This window comes from Microbaculum marinisediminis (genome assembly GCF_025397915.1).
GTDB lineage: Bacteria > Pseudomonadota > Alphaproteobacteria > Rhizobiales > Tepidamorphaceae > Microbaculum > Microbaculum marinisediminis.
This window is the reverse complement of record NZ_JALIDZ010000005.1, coordinates 156,750-175,451: the sequence shown is the minus strand read 5'-3', so window position 1 is coordinate 175,451 and position 18,702 is coordinate 156,750. Positions and strand designations below refer to the sequence as shown.

Below are 18,702 nucleotides of genomic sequence, written 5' to 3'. Positions count from 1 at the left end.
CAGGGACGGCGACACCCCTCGCCCCCGTGGCATTGGATTGGACGGCAGCAGGCCCATGGCTGACATCGTCAATCTGAATAAGGCCCGCAAGAAGAAGGCCCGCGCCGACAAGCAGGCGCGGGCCACCGAGAACCGCGCGAAATTCGGACGCCCGAAGGCGGACAAGGCGTTGGACAAGGCGCGCGCCGACAAGGCCGCCCGCGATCTCGCCGGCCATCGCCTGACCGACGACGAGGCCGAATGAGCGCCCGGGAGCCTGCCGACGACCGCAAGCGCTCGGTCACCGTCGCCGGCCACCGCACCAGCGTTTCCCTGGAAGACGAATTCTGGCAGGCACTCGGCGACATCGCCGGCGAGCGCGGCATGTCGGTGTCCAGCCTGATCGCCGAGATCGACGAAAACCGCGGCCCGCGCGGCCTGTCGGCCGCGATCCGCGTCCATGTGCTCGCCTATTTCCGCGACAGGCGCGGGCCGGAACGGGTCTAGCGGAAGACCCTGTCGTCCGGCTCCACCGGATTTTCCACCAACGGCTCCGGCGTCTCGCGGATGATGGTCTGCGGCGGCACGATCTGGGTAGGCCCGATCTGGGAAGGGGCCGCCTGGGGCCGGCCCGGCTGCGGCGAGATCACCAGCGGTTCCCCGAGCGGGGGCGCCGGCGTGCCGGGCGCGGGAGTCGTCGTGCCGGGCGCGGGGGCCGGAGGCGCGACCGGCTCGCGCGCGATGGCACCGCCGACCGGCAGGTCGCCGTCCCGCTCCGAGGGCACCTCGCGCAGGATCTCCTCGATGCGGCGCTGCAGTTCGCTCGTGTCCTCGATGCCGACAGGACCGCCTTGCGACTCCATCTGCGGCAGGGGCGACGGCGGCCTCACCGGCGGGGGCGCCTGCGGACTCGCCGGCGGCTGCGCCTGCTCCCGGGCCCGGCGACGGGCCGCTTCCTCCGCCTGCCGCCTGGCGTCCTCCGCGGCGGCCTCTTCCGCCGCCCGCCGCTTGGCTTCCTCCTCTTCGCGCTCGCGTTTCTGACGCTCACGTTCCTGGCGGTCGCGTTCCTGGCGGTCCTGCTCCTGGCGCGCCCGTTCCTGGCTCTCCCGGGCCCGGCGCGCGCGCTCCTCGCCCTGGCGGATGAGCTCGCGGCCGAGCTTCTGCCGCTCGAGAATTTCCGACTGCAGCGTCTCCAGCCGTTCGACCTCCTGTTCGAAGGCGCGCACGGTCAGGTAGCCGAGCAGCGGACTGACGTCGATCTGGCGCGTCGGCGCGTCGATCGGCCCGGCGAACACGACGCCGACCTCGCGGCTGCGCCCGCCCTCCTCCTCGGCGTCGGTCCGCAGCGTCCATTCGGAATCGAGCCCGAGCACGGGCAGATCGACCGTTGCCGAGGCGAAGGACGTCAGCGCCTCGGCATCGATGCGGATGGTGCTCGCCCTCAGGATGCCGGAGGTGATCGAGAACGCGCCTTCCAGCGTCTCGAACGGCAGGCTGCCGGAATCCAGGTGGGCCGCGAAGGTCTGGCGAACGCGGTCCTCGGTAAGATCGAGCCCGGCGTCGGCGGCGCTGACGATCTGGTCGAAGGCATTCGGGTTGAACCGCCGCAGCGCGCCGTCTGTGACCTTGAACGAGCCGGTGCCCGACAGCGACGCCACGATGGCGGCGAGGCTGCGGCCGCGCCCGTCGAACTCGACGCCGGCGGACACGGCGCCGGTCGCCACCGCCCTGCCGCGCTCCTTCCAGACGATTTCCTCCAGGCGCCCGTCGGCGAGCTCGGCCCGGCCGGACAGCACGGCGACGCCGTCGGCCTCCGTCAGGTCGAACCCGGCGACCAGACGTCCGCCGACCAGATCGCCCCTGAGGGTCTCGAGCGACACGCGCCGCGCATCGAAGCTGAAGATCGTCTCCGCCCCCTTGAGAGCGAGATCGTCGAACAGCGTGAACTCGGGCGTGTGAAGTTCGATCCGACCGCGCCAGCCGGGCTTGCGCGCCGGGATCAGCGCCATGGACGGCCAGGCGGGATCGCCGTAGGCAGCGTCCGGAAACTGCACGGCATCGGCGCCGACCAGCGCCCCGAGCAGCCAGGCGAGATCGATGCGGGCGGTTTCGAGCCTGCCGCCGACGATCCGCTCCGCTCCGCCCAGGTCCACCGTCAGCGCCCCGGTGACCGGATCGCCGCCATGGCCGATCGTCAGGCCCGACATCCGCCAGATGTCATCCGTCACCGACAGGGTGCCGTCGACCCGCAGCGCCGTGCCGCCATCCGGTGGCACGGCGATACCGGCGAGCGCCAGCATCGCTTCCGCATTGGCGATGCCGATCCCGATTTCCGCCGTGATCTCCTTGCCGCCCGCGCGCGGCCAGCGCGCGCTTCCTTCGGCTGTGCCGTCGATGCCGATTCCGGCCGTTTCCAGCGTGAAGGTCACCGCGTCGCGCGGCCGGCCCTTCGCCGCCAGCGATATCCTGCCCGGTACGGCTCCGGCCTCCGTCGCAATCAGTCCGATCTGCCGGGCGAGCCCGGCCCCGTCCGGATTGGCGGCGTCGACGGCGACGGTGATCGCCGCCGCGCCGAGATCGTCGATCGCGCCGTCATAGCCGAAGCTGCCGTCGAGCCGGCTGCCGTCGAGCGTCCCGGCAAGCGTCAGCGTGCCCCTGCTGCCGGTCTCCGTCCGCGTCGCCGACAGGTCGACCGTCACAGCGGCGGGGACCAGCGATTGCGCCCGTTCGTCCAAGGCGTCGGCGAGCGCGGGCAGGTCCAGAGCGCGCAGCGCCGCGACGACGCCGGTGAGCGATCCCGCCGAAACCTCGAGACCGAGAGTGCCGTCGGGCGCCTTGGCATAGCTGCGGATCTCGCCACCGCCGGCCAGCCTGGCCCCGCCGATATCGCCGATCTCGAGCCGGTCGAAGCGCATGTCGCCTTCCGAGACCCGGCCGGAGACCAGCACGTCGCGCGCCTGGATCGTGTCGACCGCCAGATTGCCGACGCCGAGTTCCAGTTCCAGGTCGACCCCCGACAGAAGCGCCTCGACCGCGCCGGCCACCGTGATCTCGTCGCGCAAGGGCCGCGCCCCGCGCTTGCTGAGGTCCAGCTCGTCCGCCGTCAGCGACAGCGCCACCGCCCCGCGCGATCCGGAAGTCGGCGCGCGGTAGCCGATCGAGCCCTCGATGCGGGAGTCGCCGGTGCGCACCTCGGCGCGGTCGAACATCATGCCGGCGCCGTCGATGCGCAGCTGGCCGGATGCGTCCAGGTCGCCGGCGGGGATGGCGAAGCCGGGCAGCCGCGCCTGCGGCCCGAACACCCAGTTGGCGAAGACCGTCGCCTGATCGGTCGAAAGGCGGGCGGCGCCGTCGAACACCGGCGCCTCGCCGCCGAAGCCGATGGTTCCGGCCAGCCCGAGGCTGGTGCGCCCCGGTGCCGATACGGTCGCCCGCTCGAGCGACCACGTCGCCGCGTCGACCTCCAGGTCGATGGACAGGCCCTCGAGCAGCCCGCCGGAGAGCACGGTCGACTCCACATCGAGGGCGAGATGGCCCGGCAGCGGAAAGATGTCCGGATCGAGCAGCGCGCCGAGCCGGGCGATCGCCTGGCTCGGGCTGACCGGACTGTCCGGCCCGGCCCCGAACGCCCGGTCGAGATCGACCTGCCGCGCCGAGATCACCGCGTCAAAACGGGGATCGGCACCAAGCCGGACGTTGGCCGCGCCGGCAAGCGACACGTTCTGCGTCTCAGTCCCGAGTCGGACCGACAGGTCCTCCAGCACCAACTGCTCGGCAGACGCGGTCAGCCGGCCGTCCATCCGCCATGTCGCGGTATCCGGATCCGGCGCCGGGCGTTCCATGATCAGCCGCCCGTCGAAGGCGAGGACGTCCTCGATGCGCAGCAGCGCGCCGTCGAGCTCCACCGCCATCGGCCTGGCGGCCGGCAGGATCGACGCCTTGATCCGCATGCCGCTGCCGTCTTCGGTGACGCGGCCCGTCGCGACCCGGACCGTGTAGCGCTCGCCGTTCAGGACGCCGCCGCCCTCCACCTTGACCGGCCCGAGTAGCGACGTCGCCGAACCGCTCAGGTTGACGCCGGTCAGCATCTGCGTCTCGCCCGAACGCGCGTCCTCGACGGCGAATTCGCCCTCGACGATCTCGAAGCGCTTGATGGCGACGCGGTCGGGATCGACCGGCGGCGTCATCAGGTCGCCGGCCTCGCCCCAGGCGATGCGGCCCGCCCCGTCGATGCGCAGCACGGCACGGGGCCGCTCGAGGATGAGGTCGGTGATGTCCAGCTCGCCGCTCAGAAGCGGCGTCAGGCCGGCGCGCACGTCGATGCGCTCGATGCCCTCGCCGGAGCCCGGCCCGCCGATCCGCACGCCGTCGGCGGTCAGGCTGGGGAACGGCACGATGCGAACGTTCAGATCGCCCTCGAAAACGACCGGCCGGCCGATCATTTCGGTGGCGCGCGTTTCGAAATAGGTCCGGTAGCTCGACCAGTCGATAAAGAACGGCGCGCCGAACGCCGCGATCAGGATGAGCGCGACGGCAATTCCCAGCGATAGCAGGAACGAGTTCACCTGGCCCTATCCCGTTTTCCGACAGCGAAGACACGGTGCCGCCGCCAAGGCGACATCGCGCCTCCCATTGCCTCTAAACGGCTACTATATGCGGACAATTTTCCCAGGGTTCAGAATATTCAGTGGATCGAGCGCCTTTTTGATCGTCTTCATCACGTCGACGGCGCCGCCGAGTTCCGCATCGAGATACTTCGTCTTGCCGTGACCGACACCGTGCTCGCCGGTGCAGGTGCCGTCCATGGCGATGGCGCGCTCGACCAGCGCCTCCATGAAGGACTCGACCCGCGCGACCTCGGCCTTGTCGTCCATGTCGACCATCACCGAGACGTGGAAATTGCCGTCGCCGACATGGCCGACGATCGGCGCCACCAGCCCGAGCCGGTCGATATCGGCCTTGGTCGCCAGAATGCATTCGGCAAGGCGCGAGATTGGCACGCACACGTCGGTGGCGACGCCGTCGACGCCGGGCCGAAGGTACAGGTCGGCGAAATAGGCATCGTGCCGCGCCTGCCACAGCCGGGCGCGCACGTCGGGGTCGTCGGCCCATTCGAACGGCCCGCCGCCGAGATCCTCGGCGATCTCGCCGAACAGCTCGGACTGCTCCTTCACGCCGGCCTCGGTGCCGTGGAACTCCAGGAACAGCGTGGGAACCTCGCGCAGCTCCAGCTTGGAATAGGCGTTGGAGGCGCGCACCTGCAAATCGTCGAGCAACTCGATCCTGGCGACCGGGATGCCCGACTGGATGGTCGCGATCACCGCGTTGCAGGCGTCCTCGAGCGTCTGGAACGGGCAGACGCCGCCGGCGACCGCCTCGGGAATGCCGTGCAGTTTCAACGTGATCTCGGTGACGATGCCGAGCGTGCCTTCCGAGCCGACGAGGAGCCTGGTCAGGTCGTAGCCCGCCGAGGACTTCTTCGCCCGCGTGCCGGTATGGATCACCGAGCCGTCTGCCATCACCGCCTTCAGCGCCAGCACGTTGTCCTTCATGGTGCCGTAGCGCACGGCGTTGGTGCCGGACGCGCGCGTGCCGACCATACCGCCGATGCTGGCGTCCGCACCGGGATCGATCGGGAAGAACAGCCCGGTGGCCCGCAGTTCCTCGTTGAGCCGCTTGCGGGTGACGCCGGGCTGGACCACGCAGTCGAGGTCCTCGGCATGGACGTCGAGCACCTGGTCCATCTGGCTGAGATCGATCGATATGCCGCCATACGGCGCGTTTACCTGGCCTTCGAGCGACGTTCCCGTGCCGAAGGGAATGATCGGAACGCGATGTTCGGCGCAGATCTTCACCACATCGACCACGTCCTCGGTCGATTGGGCGAAGACGACGGCGTCCGGGGGCATGTTGTCGTGCCAGGTGGTGGTGTGCCCGTGCTGCTCGCGCACCGCCTGCGCCGTGCTCAGCCGGTTATGGAACCGGCCGGACAACGCCGCCAGAGCCGCGCCGAGATCGCCGGCTTCCCTCACACCCCACTGCACCGTACCCGACATTCGCGTCCTTTCAGGCGATTTCGCGGGTTTTCACGCCGTGCACACTCTTCCGTACGGGGCGAAAACCGTTAATGTTCGCCGCACACTAGCAGAATGCCCCGGTTCGCAAAACGGCATAGCCGGACCGAACCGCGGCCCATTGGAACGAGCAATGCCCGATATCCCAGCCGATACCCCGATGCCCACCCCGTTCGTCTCGACGGTCATGACCGTCCAGCCGGAATGGATCGACTACAACGGCCACCTGAACATGGCCTACTATCATGTCCTGTTCGACCGCGGCATCGACCAGGCGGTCCTGCTGCTCGGCCTGAGCGAGGAGTACATGAAGACCCGCCAGGCGTCCTTCTTCACCGTCGAGGCGCATGTCTGCTACCTGCGCGAGATCGGGCTCGACGATCCGGTCCGCGTCCGCCTGCGGCTGCTCGACCACGACGGCAAGCGCGCCCATTTCTTCGAGGAACTGGTGCATGCCGAGGAGGGCTGGACCGCCGCCACGCTGGAACAGATGTCGCTGCATGTCGACATGACCGCCAGAAAGGCGGCCCGGTGGCCGGACGATGTGCTGGAACGCCTTCAGGCGATGCAGACCGCCCATGCCGGGCTGCCGGTCCCGCCGCAGGTCGGCCGGGTGATGAAGATCCGGCGCTAGGCGTTCACGCGAGGCCGCTCGTCTCGCGTTCCGGTCTGGTGCGTTCGATCCCCGCCCGCTTCAGCGTGCGGTCGAGAAGCTGCTCGTAGATCGGCCGGCCGCCGAGCCATTCCGCCGTGACGTTGGCGACCAGGCACGTCACCAGCACGGGCAGCAGGATCTCGTAGGCGCCGGTGAGTTCCAGCGTCAGCACGACGCCGACCAGCGGCGCACGGACGGAGGCGGTGAACAGTCCCCCCATCGCGGCGACGGCAAGGGCGACCGAGACCGGCCCGAAGTCCGGCAGAACCGTGCCGAGCACGCCGCCGAAGGCCAGTCCCGTGCAGGCGGCGAGCGTCAGGATCGGCGCGAAGATGCCGCCGGGCACGCCGGACGAATAGCTCGCCACGGAGGTGATCAGCCGCACCGCGACGACGGCGAGCAGCAGTATCGCGCCGTTCTTGGCCGCGACCAACTCGAGGATGAGTTCCTCGTGGCCCATCGTCGCCTCGGGCAGCACGATGACCAGCGCCCCGATCACGAGCCCGACGCCGATCGGCACCGCGTGGGGCGCGCGCGCGCCGATGGCCGCGGCGAGATTGAGGCCCCTGAGCACCAGGAAGTTGAACAAAACGCCGAGCGCGCCGATGACCAGACCGAGCCCCAGGAAGGCGGTCAGGCTCCACAGCGGCACCGCGGCCACCGCGATATCGAGATCCGGTCCGACCCCGGCGATGTCCTCGGTCACGAAGGCCGACAGGACGCACGCGATGGTGACGCCCATGTAGGTCTTGAAGGTGTAGGGAAACTGCCGCCGGGTCTCCTCGATGACGAACAGCACCGAGGCGAGCGGCGCGTTGAAGGCGGCCGCGAGCCCCGCCGCGGCCCCGGCGGCGATCAGCCCGTTGCGCTCGAGCTTGCCCAGCCTGCGCCAGTCCGACACCGCCGCGGCGATGGACGCGCCGATATGGATGGTGGGGCCTTCGCGGCCCAACACGAGACCGGAGGACAGCGACAGCACGCCGGCGACGAACTTGACCGGCAGCACCCTGCGCCAGCGCAGCGGCCGCAGGCCTTCCAGCGCACCCTCGACCTCCTGAACGCCGCTGCCGGCGGCTTCCGGGGCGTACCGGCGCACGATCGCCGCCGACAGAACAACCATCAGGGCCGTGATCAGGGCCGCCAGCACGACCGCGAGCGCGCCCTTGCCGACCTGGTCGACCAGCAGCCGCGGCCAGGTCATCAGCGCGTCGACGGACAGGTGCAGCGCGGTGCCGCCGACCCCGGCGCCGATGCCGACAAGTGCGGCGAGCAGAAAGAAACGCCCCTCCGTGCGCCGCGTTTCGCCTTGCTTCTTCGCCACCCGGCCGTCCCCTGCCCGAAAACGCGCGGCCTCTGCCACGCGAATACTGGCCGCAAACATTACCCGACTCGACCCGAGCGCCAAGCACGGGCGGCTTGCGGACCGGCGCCGCGTCCCCTGCATTCGCGCATCGCATCGGCCCGAAGACGCTGAAACGGCGCCCGAACCGCGCTTTTTGGGGATTCCCGGCCGCGGCCTCGCACGAATCCGCATAGCAGCGTATGTCTTGAAAATCGAAAACGAATATCGGCGGGGAATTTGGCCGGATGATCGGTCTGTTGCGTCGCGGTATCGGCCTGGTCGGCGACTGGATCGCTCCGAATGTGCGCGTCTTCATCGGTTCACGCCAGCCAGTCGTCTGGCTGACGGCGATCGTCGTCGGCGTCGCGGCGGCCGTCGGCGCCATCCTCTTCCGGCTCGGCATCGCCGTCTTCCAGCTGCCGTGGCTCGGCACCATGAGCGAGCACGTCGCCACCGCCGCCCGCGCCGCGCCGTGGTGGATGGTGCTGCTCGCGCCTGCCGCCGGCGGCCTGATCGTCGGGCTGCTGCTCCAGTATTTCATGCCCGGGAAACGCGTCGAGGTCGTCGCCGACGTCATCGAGGCGCGCGCCCTGCCCTCGCACCAGCTGACCATGCGCGTCGGCCTCGGCAGCGCCTTCATCTCCGCGCTGTCGCTGGGAACCGGGGCCAGCGCCGGGCGCGAGGGGCCCGTCGTCCATCTCGGTGCCTCGCTCGCCGCCGCCCTCACGCGCCTGCTCAGCCTGCCGATGGCGGCGCGCCGCACGCTGCTCGGCTGCGGCGTCGCCGCGGCGATCTCGGCCTCGTTCAACGCTCCCATCGCCGGCGTCCTGTTCGCCCACGAGGTCATCCTCGGCCATTTCGCACCGACCGCCTTCGTGCCGATCGTCATCGCCTCGACGGTCGCCGCCGTCATCTCGCGCACCTGGTTCGGCGATTTTCCCGCCTTCGTGGTGCCGCACTATCAGGTGACCTCGTACTGGGAGGTGCCGGCCTTCGCGCTGCTGGGCCTGACCTGCGGGCTGGTCGCGATCCTGTTCCAGTTCGGCCTGATCGGCACCGACTGGCTGGCCCGCCGCACGCCGATGCCGCTAATCCTGCGCCCGGTCCTCGGCGGCCTGGCGGTCGGCGCCATCGGCCTGGCCTTCCCCGAGATCCTCGGCGTCGGCTACGAGGCGACCGATCTCGCGCTGCGGCACCAGTTGCCGCTGACGATCATGCTGTCGCTGATCGTGGTGAAGACCGCGGCGACCGCCATCACGCTGGCGAGCCGCTTCGGCGGCGGCATCTTCTCGCCCTCGCTCTATCTCGGCGCCATGACCGGCGGCGCCTTCGGCCTGATCGCCGCCAGCGCCTTCCCGGACATGGCCTCCAGCCACGGTCTCTATGCCATCCTCGGCATGGGCGCGGTCGCCGGCGCCGTGCTGGGCGCGCCGATCTCGACGACGCTGATCGTGTTCGAGCTCACCGGCGGCTACGCGCTCTCCATCGCGCTGCTTCTGACCGTCTCCATCGCCAACGGCTTCAACCGGGCGATCCACGGCCGATCCTATTTCCAGTGGCAGCTGGAAAGCCGCGGCCTGTTCCTGACCGAGGGAGCCCACCGCCGCATCGTCCGCAACGTCCGCGTGTCCGACTTCATGCGCCCACTCGCCTCCGGCGAGATGCCGCAACAGATCGAATCCGAGGAAACGCCGACCCTCAAGGCCGACGACATCCTCGAAGTTGCCCTGCGCCGCTTCGACGAGACCGGCAATCCGCATCTTCCGGTCGTCTCCCGCACCGAACCGCCCATGGTGATCGGCTGGGCCCACCAGATCGACGCGCTGGAACGGTTTTCCAAGGAACTGGTGGAAGCCAACGTCGAGGAGCACCGGTAACGGGCGTCCGATCGAACATGATTCCGTCCCGAAACGGTGCTAGAGCCGGGAGGACCGACGAACCGACGGACAAGAGGGACCCATGGGCCAGATGATCAAGCTTACCGCCGAGGACGGCTTCGAGCTCGGCGCCTACCGCGCCGACCCGGAGGGAAGGCCTCGCGGCGGATTGGTCGTCGTCCAGGAGATCTTCGGCGTCAACACGCATATCCGCGCCGTCTGCGACCGTTACGCGGCGCTCGGCTACGCGGCCGTCGCGCCGGCCCTGTTCGACCGCCAGCAACCCGGTTTCGAGAGCGGTTACACGCCCGAGGAGGTGGAAGCGGCCCGGAAATTCCTCGCCGACATCGATGTCAATGCCATGCTGCGCGACACCAAGGCCGCTATCGCCGCCCTGTCCGGCACCGGCAAGGCCGGCGTGGTCGGCTATTGCCTCGGCGGCTCGATCGCCTTCCTCGCCGCCACCCGCCTGAACGGCATCGCCGCCGCCGTCGGCTATTACGGCGGCCGCATCACCGCCCATGCCGACGAGACGCCCAAGGTGCCGACGCAGCTCCACTACGGCGAGACCGACCAGTCGATCCCGATGCGCGACGTCGAGACGGTGATCGCCAAGCGGCCGGACTGCGACATCCACGTCTATCCGGCCGGGCACGGCTTTTCCTGCGACGAGCGGGCAAGCTTCGATCCCGGCAGCACGGTGATCGCCTGGGGGCGCACCCTGCGCTGGTTCGACGAGCATCTGGCCCGCTGACGTCTCAAGATGCCCCGCATCCCCGCGAAAGCGGGAGCGAGCGGAAATCGGCGCCCCCCCTCTGGTAATCCGGCCCCGGAACCACCACCTGTATGAGTGACCTCATTGACCGCCATTTCCACCGGCGGACTACACTTTAGCGCGCGGTTCCCTTATGGTCCGCGCGCTTTTTCCTGAAATCGCCCTGAACAGCCGATGACCGACACCCTAGACGCCACGTCTGCGCAAGCCGTCCGCCCCGCCGCCGGCGGCCTCAAGCCCTATGAGGCGCGGCGCACCTTCGCGATCATCTCGCATCCGGACGCCGGCAAGACGACGCTGACCGAAAAGCTGCTGTTCGCCTCCGGCGCGATCCGCCAGGCTGGCCAGGTGCGCGCCCGCGGCGAGCAACGCCGCACCCGCTCCGACTGGATGGAGATCGAGCAGAAGCGCGGCATCTCGGTGTCGTCCTCGGTGATGACCTTCGAGCGCGACGGGCTGACCTTCAACCTGCTCGACACGCCGGGCCACTCGGATTTCTCCGAAGACACCTACCGTACGCTGACGGCGGTCGATTCCGCCGTCATGGTGGTCGACGCGGCCAAGGGCATCGAGAGCCAGACCCTGAAGCTGTTCGAGGTCTGCCGTCTCCGGGACATCCCGATCATCACCTTCGTCAACAAGATCGACCGCGAGGGCCGCGATCCGCTGGAGATCCTCGACGAGATCGCCGACACGCTGGCGCTCGACGTCGTGCCGGTCGTCTGGCCGCTGGGCATGGGCGTCGATTTCCAGGGCTGCGTCGATCTCGGCCAGCACCGGCTGATCGGGAAGGACGGCGCGCCGGGCCGGGCGATCGCGGGCGATATCGACGCGCTCTCCGAGGATTCCGAGCTGATGGCCAACCCGTATGCGGCCAGCGCGATCGAGAACCTCCAGCTCGCCAGCGCCGCCCTGCCGGACTTCGACGTCGAGGCCTATCGCGGCGGCCATATGACGCCGGTCTTCTTCGGCTCGGCGCTGAAGGCGATCGGGGTGCCCGAACTGCTGCGCGCGATCGGCGACTGGGCGCCCGCCCCGCGCCCGCAACCGGCCGATCCCGAGCCGATCTCCGCGGCCTCCGACGACGTGACCGGCTTCGTGTTCAAGGTCCAGGCCAACATGGACAAGAACCACCGCGACCGTATCGCGTTCCTGCGGCTGTGCTCGGGCACATTCAAGCGCGGCATGAAGCTCCGGAACGTACGCGCCGGCCGCGATCTGGCCGTGTCCAACCCGATGTTCTTCTTCGCCCAGGACCGCGAGACCGCCGACGAGGCGGTCGCCGGCGACGTCATCGGCATCCCCAATCACGGCACCCTGAGCGTCGGCGACACGCTGACCGAAGGCAAGGCCGTCAAGGTCACCGGCATCCCGAACTTCGCGCCCGAGATCATCCGCCGCGTGCGCCTGTCGGACGCCATGAAGGCCAAGCAGCTCGCCAAGGCGCTGAACGATCTGGCCGAGGAAGGCGTCACCCAGGTCTACCGCCCGATGATCGGCGCCGACTGGATCGTCGGCGTCGTCGGCCCGCTGCAGCTCGACGTTCTGGCCACCCGCGTGCAGAACGAATACGGCGTGCCGATCGCCTTCGAGAGCATGAACTACGATACGGCCCGCTGGGTCGCCAGCGACGACGCCAAGGCGCTGAAGGACTTCATCGCCGCGAACCGCTCGACCATGGGCCAGGACCGGCACGGATCACCCGTCTTCTTCGCCAATTCCAGATGGGCGCTTGACCGCGCGGCGAAGAACTATCCCGACATCCGGTTCCTCGCGACCCGCGAGATGGGGTGAGGCGCGGTCGGCGCTGAAAGCGCCGACGAAACGCATCGCGTTTCGAGCGCCGAACGCCGGAGGCCACGTGGCCGACGGCCGGGAAGCAGCGGGCAGCCGACGGCCGGGTAGCAAGGGGCGGCCGACGACCGGGGACGAAGGGGCGCCCGACTTCCGGGGACTCAGGGCCGGCCGACGTAATCGGCGCCCGACGAACCGGCGGCATGGGGCGGCCAAAGCCGGATATTTCAGCAGAAAGCCACAGCCCGGTGCCCACGACGCCGCGCCGGAAAAATAATCCTGTCGGATACCCGTCAGGGGACTTGTCCACCGCCCTCGTCCATACGTATAGGATCTTTGTTATCCGGCGTCGCACATCGGCATGGCGATCCGACCGATCGCCCCGGAGCAATCGAAATCGCGCGGCCGTCACTGAGCGCGGGCTATCCCGAACAGTCGGCCAATCAGGGCACATCGCCGCTTATGAGACTTATCGTCATCGTGCTGGCTGCAGGCCTCGCTGCCGCATGCGAGGGGCCCAGGCCTTCCTACACGCAACTTGGCACGCAACTCGGCGCGTCCCCGGATGCGGTCGAGACCGCAATCCCGCAATCCGGGGATAGCGCCGCCACGCCGGCGGACGGCAGCGACGGCGACGCGGCTCCCCCGCAGGAGATGGCGGTAGCGACCCTGCCCCAGGCGCCCCGGGCGGCGCCGGCGCCCGCACCGGCGGTGGAGAGGCCCCATCACATCGAACTGACGGCGATGCGCATCGATCCCGATCCGTCCGTCGGCGCCAGCGTTCCGGTCTCGCTGTCCTATGCCGGCGACCATGCGCCCGACGTGAAGCGCGTCTGCTTCCTCTGGTCGGGCGACGGGCCCTATTGCTGGGACTTCCTGAGCGTCGACGCCCAGGCCAGACAGATAAACACCGGCCTCACGATGAAGGAGGCGAAGGCCTACACGATCGCTGGCTATGTGGAGTACCAGACCGCCGGACGGCTCTATAAGAGCAACACGCTGTCGGCCCGGGTCACGGCGCATCCGTAGCCATGCCTGCCGTTTCGGCAGACGGACCGATGTGATCGGCCTGTGACAGCGTGACCGTTGGCAGCGCCGATCGAGACCCGGTAATCTGTCGCCATCCCTGTCGGACGCGCAGAAGCGGGCTTTTCGGATGCGGATGTCGGTGATCCTTTCGGCTCTCATGGGCCTGGCCCTGATGACGGCCCTGGTGGCAGGGCCGGCGCACGCGCAGGAGACGCAACCCGAGGCCTGTCCCGACGTTCCGCCGATGTCTGCCGGCGACGACGCGGCCGGGGCGGCGATCTTCGATGCCTATTGCGGACGCTGCCACGAGGCGAACAAGCTCGCCGGGGCCTATTTCGCGGGCACCGGCGGCGAAACCGCCCGCGCGCGGCAGGCCGAGCTCGCCGCGTTTCTCGACCGCCACAGCGCCTGCCCGCAGCGCGATCACGAAGCGCTCGCCGAGTGGATGCGCCGGCGCGCGGGCGCCCCGTGACGCCCGCCACGCTTTGATCGACATCATCGGCTGACCGCACGACATAGCCCGGATCTGCTATACTCCGAACGTCATGAACAAACGCCCCTACCGGATGCGGAAGCGCGCCGAAAGCCAGGCCGAGACGCGGCGCAGGATCGTCGAGGCGACGATCGCGCTGCATCAGACCAAGGGCCCTGCGGCGACCAGCATGGCCGACGTCGCCAAGCAGGCCGGCGTCGGCAAGGTCACGGTCTATCGCCATTTTCCCGACGAGCCGACGCTGTCGCGCGCCTGCTCGGGCCTCTATTTCGAGCGCCACCCCTTCCCCGACCCGCAGACCTGGCGGCGGATCGACGATCCGCTGGAACGGCTGCGCCACGGGCTGGGCGAGGCCTACGCCTATCACGCCGAGACGCAGCAGATGATGGGCCACGTCCTGGCCGACGCGCGCGACCATCCAGTCGTGCGACCCTACCACGCCCTGTGGGCGGCGGCTGCCGACATCATTCTGGACGCCTGGCTGCCGCGCGACGACGAGACGGCGCTGCGCGCCGGCCTCGTCATGGCGCTCAGCTTCGAGACATGGCGCGCACTGGTGAAGGAACAGGGCCTGAGCCAGGACCAGGCGGTCGCGCTGATCGAACGGCTGATGTGCGACTGCGCGTGATCGGTGGAGCCGTGGACGGCCCCGGGGGCCCGCCGGCGGGCACACCGCCATACCGGCGACGTGGGGCGCGAATCCGTCTCTAGTGCGCCGATGATCACCACGCTGGCCATTTCCGGCTACCGCTCCATCCGCGAGCTGGTGATGCCGCTCGAGCGGCTGACGCTCGTCACCGGCGCCAACGGCAGCGGCAAGTCGAGCCTCTACCGTGCCGTCCGCCTGCTCGCCGATGTGGCGCAAGGGCGGGTGATCGGCGCGCTGGCCCGCGAGGGCGGGCTGGAGTCGACGCTCTGGGCGGGGCCGGAAGCCTTCTCGCGAGCCATGAAGGCCGGACACCAGCCCGTCCAGGGTACGCTGCGCAAGGGCCGGGTCGCGCTGAAGCTCGGCTTCGCCAGCGACGACTACGGCTACGCGATCGATCTCGGCCTGCCGCCCGCAGACGCGACCTCGGCCTTCAACCAGGATCCCGAGATCAAGGCCGAGGCGCTGTGGGCGGGCGAGTGCCTGCGCCGCGCCAACGAGATCGCCTCGCGGCGCGGACCGGCCGTGCAGGTGCTCAGCGAGACGGGGACGCGCGACACCGTCCTGTCGACGCTGCCGAGCTTCGATTCCATGATGACGCACGCCGCCGACCCGACGAGCGCGCCGGAGCTTCTGGAGCTACGCGAGCGGATGCGCGGCTGGCGCTTCTACGACCACCTGCGCACCGACCGTGACGCGCCGGCGCGCCGCCCGCAGATCGGCACGCGCACCCTGACGCTCGCCGGCGACGGCGCCGACCTCGCGGCCGCGTTCCAGACCATCCGCGAGATCGGCAATCCCGTGGCGCTCGACGAGGCAATCGCCGACGCCTTTCCCGGTTCCTCCATTGAAGTGTCGGTCGGCAACGGCCTGTTCGAACTCCTGATGCATCAGCACGGCCTGTTGCGGCCGCTGTCGACCGCCGAGCTGTCCGACGGGACCCTGCGCTACCTGCTGCTCGCCGTCGCGCTCATGACGCCGCGCCCCGCGCCGCTGATCGTCCTGAACGAGCCGGAAACGAGCCTGCATCCGAACCTGCTGCCGGCACTCGCCCGGCTGATCGCGACGGCGGCGGAGCGCTCCCAGGTGATCGTGGTCTCCCATGCCTCGGGCCTCGTCGAGGCGCTGTCGGGGGAGCGCGACACCGTCGCCTACGAGCTGCGAAAGGAACTCGGCGAAACGGTCACCGACTGTCCCGATCCGCCGGCGTGGGACTGGCCGAAGCGCTAGGCCGCCGGGGCGGGTGAAGGACCGGGTCCCGTGTCGGGACCAGGCGGTCGCGCTGATCGAACGGCTGATGCGCGAATGGGGGAGTAGGGGAACAAACCCGCCAATTCCCCTCCCCGCCGCCATTTCGCGCTACAGTCTCTTGAGCCCGAATCAGGAACACGCCATATCCATCCGATGGCCGAACGCCACATAGACCCCATGCATGACACGCCCCCACCGGCGACATCTCCCCGCCCCGGCGGCATTGCCGCGCGGGCGCGCGCGGCCGCGGGCCCCGCGTATCTCCAGGGGCTGAACCCGGAGCAATCGCGCGCGATCGAAACGCTGGGAGGTCCCGTGCTGGTGCTCGCCGGCGCGGGCACCGGCAAGACGCGGGTGCTGACCACGCGGATCGCCCACATCCTCACGCAGGGCCTTGCCCGCCCCGGCCAGATCCTGGCGGTGACCTTCACCAACAAGGCGGCGCGCGAGATGAAGGAGCGCATCGGCAAGCTGATCGGCGAATCCGTCGAGGGCATGCCCTGGCTTGGCACCTTCCATTCGATCTGCGTGAAGATCCTGCGCAGCCACGCCGAGGCCGTCGACCTCAAGCGCGACTTCACCATCCTCGACACAGACGACCAGATCCGCCTTCTGAAGCAGGTGATCCAGGCCGCCGACCTCGACGAGAAGCGCTGGCCGGCGCGCCAGCTCGCCGCCTCCATCGACCGCTGGAAGAACCGCGCGCTCACCCCCGACAAGGTGCCGTCGGGCGACGCCTACGCCTTCGCCGGCATGGGCGACGAGCTCTACAAGGCCTATCAGGCGCGGCTGAAGACCCTCAACGCGGTGGATTTCGGCGACCTTCTCCTGGAGGTCATACGACTGTTCCGCGAGAACCCGGACATCCTGACGAGCTATCAGGACCGCTTCCGCTACATGCTGGTCGACGAGTACCAGGACACCAACGTCGCCCAGTACCTGTGGCTGCGCCTGCTCGCCCAGAAGGACGAGCCGAACCTGTGCTGCGTCGGCGACGACGACCAGTCGATCTACGGCTGGCGCGGCGCCGAGGTGGACAACATCCTGCGCTTCGAGAAGGATTTCCCCGGCGCCGTGGTGATCCGGCTGGAGCAGAACTACCGCTCGACGTCGAACATCCTCGAGGCCGCCTCGCACCTGATCGCCCACAACGAGGGCCGGCTCGGCAAGACCCTGCACACCAAGGGCGACGCCGGCGACAAGGTGACCGTCACCTGCGCCTGGGATTCCGAGGAGGAGGCCCGGCTGATCGGCGACGAGATCGAGCGGCTGCAGCGCGACGGGGAATCGCTCGACGACATGGCGATCCTGGTGCGCGCGTCGTTCCAGATGCGCGAGTTCGAGGACCGCTTCATCACGCTGGGCCTGCCCTACCGCGTCATCGGCGGCCCCCGCTTCTACGAGCGCGCCGAGATCCGCGACGCCGTGGCCTATCTGCGCGCCACCATGCAGCCGGCCGACGACCTCGCCTTCGAGCGCATCGTCAACACGCCGCGGCGCGGCATCGGCGACGCCACCGTGCGCACCATCCACGACGTGGCGCGGGCGCGCGGCATCCCGATGATGCAGGCGGCGCTGGAGCTGACCGAATCCGAGGAATTGAAGGCCAAGGCGCGCAACAGCCTGCGCAGCCTGATGGAATCCTTCGCGCGCTGGCGCGGCCAGCTCGACGCCCTGCCCCAGGCGGAGCTCGCCGCGATCATCCTCGAGGAATCCGGCTATACCGAGATGTGGCAGCGCGAACGCTCGGCCGACGCGCCGGGCCGGCTGGAGAACCTGAAGGAACTGCTGCGCTCCATGGAGGAGTTCGAGTCCATGCTCGGCTTCCTCGAACATATCTCGCTGGTGATGGACACCGAGTCCGGCGACGACGGGGAAAAGGTCAGCCTGATGACCCTCCACGCAGCCAAGGGCCTGGAATTCGGCACCGTCTTCCTGCCCGGCTGGGAGGAAGGCCTGTTCCCGCATCAGCGCTCGCTGGACGAGAGCGGCCGCGCCGGGCTGGAGGAGGAGCGCCGCCTCGCCTATGTCGGCATCACGCGGGCCAAGCGCCGCGCCGCGCTCTTTTTCGCCACCAACCGCCGCATCCACGGCCTGTGGCAGTCGACGGCGGCCTCGCGCTTCCTCGACGAACTGCCGGAAAAGAATGTCGAGGTCGTCGACACCGGCTCGCTGAGGACGAGCGGCGGCGGCTACGGGGGCGGCTACGGCAACAGCCGCTTCGACGAGCGCGAGCCCTTCGCCTCGACCTATTCCACCCCTGGCTGGCAGCGGGCGCAGAAGAACCGGGAGCGCACGGCGAACAGCAATCCGTGGAAGGAACCGCCGATGCTGGAGGGCGAGGTGCTCGCCCGCTCGACCGGCACCGACTCCGGCTATTCCGTCGGCGAGCGCGTCTTCCATCAGAAGTTCGGCTACGGCCGCATCACCGCGGTCGACGGCAACAAGCTGACCGTGAAGTTCGACCATTCGGGCCCGAAGCGGGTGCTCGACAGCTTCGTCGAGAAGCACTGAGGCGGTCGGCCCGGCCTAGCCGGGCGCGAACGTCTCAAGCCATTGCCAGGCCCGCACGAGCTCGATCGCGATCCGGATCGCGGCGCCGACGAATATCAGCCCCAGCACCCAGACCCGGTTGATGCTAGCCGCGAAATAGAGGGTACTGGCGTCCTCGCGAAGGGCCTCTTGCCTGTCGGGAGACGAAGCCGGGTCGAGGCCGGATTCCTCCATGAGCGACCGCAGGCTGCCGCCAGGAAGTCTAGACGTTTCGACCGTAGCCCCGACTGCCTC

Annotated in this window: 15 protein-coding genes; 11 read left to right on the top strand and 4 right to left on the bottom strand. The window is 69.3% G+C overall.

The genetic code is table 11. The features are described 5' to 3' along the window. Positions 1 to 55: 55 nt before the first annotated feature. Together MUB46_RS12335 and MUB46_RS12330 are read left to right on the top strand one after the other, a co-directional pair. The gene (locus MUB46_RS12335) at positions 56 to 244 is read left to right on the top strand and encodes a DUF4169 family protein (RefSeq protein WP_261616219.1); all 189 of its coding nucleotides are present in this window, start codon (positions 56 to 58) and stop codon (positions 242 to 244) included. After that, on the top strand, positions 241 to 486 hold the full coding sequence (locus tag MUB46_RS12330; RefSeq protein WP_261616218.1) for a ribbon-helix-helix domain-containing protein: 246 nt from the start codon (positions 241 to 243) through the stop codon (positions 484 to 486). Before MUB46_RS12335 ends, MUB46_RS12330 begins: the two co-directional genes overlap by 4 nt. Here the strand turns inward: MUB46_RS12330 and MUB46_RS12325 are convergent. Next, on the bottom strand, positions 483 to 4,544 hold the full coding sequence (locus MUB46_RS12325) for an AsmA family protein (RefSeq protein WP_261616217.1): 4,062 nt from the start codon (positions 4,542 to 4,544) through the stop codon (positions 483 to 485). The genes MUB46_RS12330 and MUB46_RS12325 overlap by 4 nt on opposite strands. An 84-nt stretch (positions 4,545 to 4,628) precedes the next feature. After that, complete coding sequence (locus MUB46_RS12320) at positions 4,629 to 6,035, bottom strand: FAD-binding oxidoreductase (protein ID WP_261616216.1); 1,407 nt, start codon at positions 6,033 to 6,035, stop codon at positions 4,629 to 4,631. Between the two features lie 151 nt (positions 6,036 to 6,186). Here MUB46_RS12320 and MUB46_RS12315 point away from each other — a divergent pair, with 151 nt between their 5' ends. Continuing rightward, positions 6,187 to 6,687: a thioesterase family protein gene (locus MUB46_RS12315; RefSeq protein ID WP_261616215.1), complete on the top strand. Its 501-nt coding sequence runs from the start codon at positions 6,187 to 6,189 to the stop codon at positions 6,685 to 6,687. A 4-nt stretch (positions 6,688 to 6,691) separates the two neighbouring features. Here the strand turns inward: MUB46_RS12315 and clcA are convergent, their stop codons facing one another. Continuing rightward, positions 6,692 to 8,029, bottom strand: coding sequence for a H(+)/Cl(-) exchange transporter ClcA (clcA, locus tag MUB46_RS12310; RefSeq protein WP_261616214.1), 1,338 nt, complete (start codon positions 8,027 to 8,029; stop codon positions 6,692 to 6,694). A 266-nt stretch (positions 8,030 to 8,295) separates the two neighbouring features. Between clcA and MUB46_RS12305 the strand changes: the two genes are divergently transcribed. The 8 genes from MUB46_RS12305 to MUB46_RS12270 all read left to right on the top strand — a co-directional run bounded on the left by MUB46_RS12305 (position 8,296) and on the right by MUB46_RS12270 (position 18,429). Next, positions 8,296 to 9,927: a chloride channel protein gene (locus tag MUB46_RS12305; RefSeq protein WP_261616213.1), complete on the top strand. Its 1,632-nt coding sequence runs from the start codon at positions 8,296 to 8,298 to the stop codon at positions 9,925 to 9,927. Positions 9,928 to 10,009: 82 nt separating this feature from the next. Continuing rightward, a complete protein-coding gene (locus MUB46_RS12300; protein WP_261616212.1) occupies positions 10,010 to 10,681 on the top strand; it encodes a dienelactone hydrolase family protein in 672 nt (223 codons plus the stop codon). Between the two features lie 195 nt (positions 10,682 to 10,876). Beyond that, complete coding sequence (locus tag MUB46_RS12295; RefSeq protein ID WP_261616211.1) at positions 10,877 to 12,496, top strand: peptide chain release factor 3; 1,620 nt, start codon at positions 10,877 to 10,879, stop codon at positions 12,494 to 12,496. Positions 12,497 to 12,958: 462 nt separating this feature from the next. Continuing rightward, the gene (locus MUB46_RS12290) at positions 12,959 to 13,525 is read left to right on the top strand and encodes a hypothetical protein (protein ID WP_261616210.1); all 567 of its coding nucleotides are present in this window, start codon (positions 12,959 to 12,961) and stop codon (positions 13,523 to 13,525) included. A gap of 133 nt (positions 13,526 to 13,658) precedes the next feature. Next, complete coding sequence (locus MUB46_RS12285) at positions 13,659 to 13,997, top strand: hypothetical protein (RefSeq protein WP_261616209.1); 339 nt, start codon at positions 13,659 to 13,661, stop codon at positions 13,995 to 13,997. 73 nt (positions 13,998 to 14,070) lie between these two features. Continuing rightward, positions 14,071 to 14,646: a TetR/AcrR family transcriptional regulator gene (locus MUB46_RS12280; RefSeq protein ID WP_261616208.1), complete on the top strand. Its 576-nt coding sequence runs from the start codon at positions 14,071 to 14,073 to the stop codon at positions 14,644 to 14,646. A gap of 90 nt (positions 14,647 to 14,736) precedes the next feature. Beyond that, positions 14,737 to 15,894, top strand: coding sequence for an AAA family ATPase (locus MUB46_RS12275; RefSeq protein WP_261616207.1), 1,158 nt, complete (start codon positions 14,737 to 14,739; stop codon positions 15,892 to 15,894). A gap of 198 nt (positions 15,895 to 16,092) precedes the next feature. Beyond that, positions 16,093 to 18,429 (top strand): ATP-dependent helicase, encoded by a 2,337-nt coding sequence (locus MUB46_RS12270; protein WP_261616206.1) that lies wholly within the window; start codon positions 16,093 to 16,095, stop codon positions 18,427 to 18,429. A 15-nt stretch (positions 18,430 to 18,444) separates the two neighbouring features. Here the strand turns inward: MUB46_RS12270 and MUB46_RS12265 are convergent, their stop codons facing one another. After that, complete coding sequence (locus MUB46_RS12265; RefSeq protein WP_261616205.1) at positions 18,445 to 18,642, bottom strand: hypothetical protein; 198 nt, start codon at positions 18,640 to 18,642, stop codon at positions 18,445 to 18,447. Positions 18,643 to 18,702: the final 60 nt, after the last annotated feature.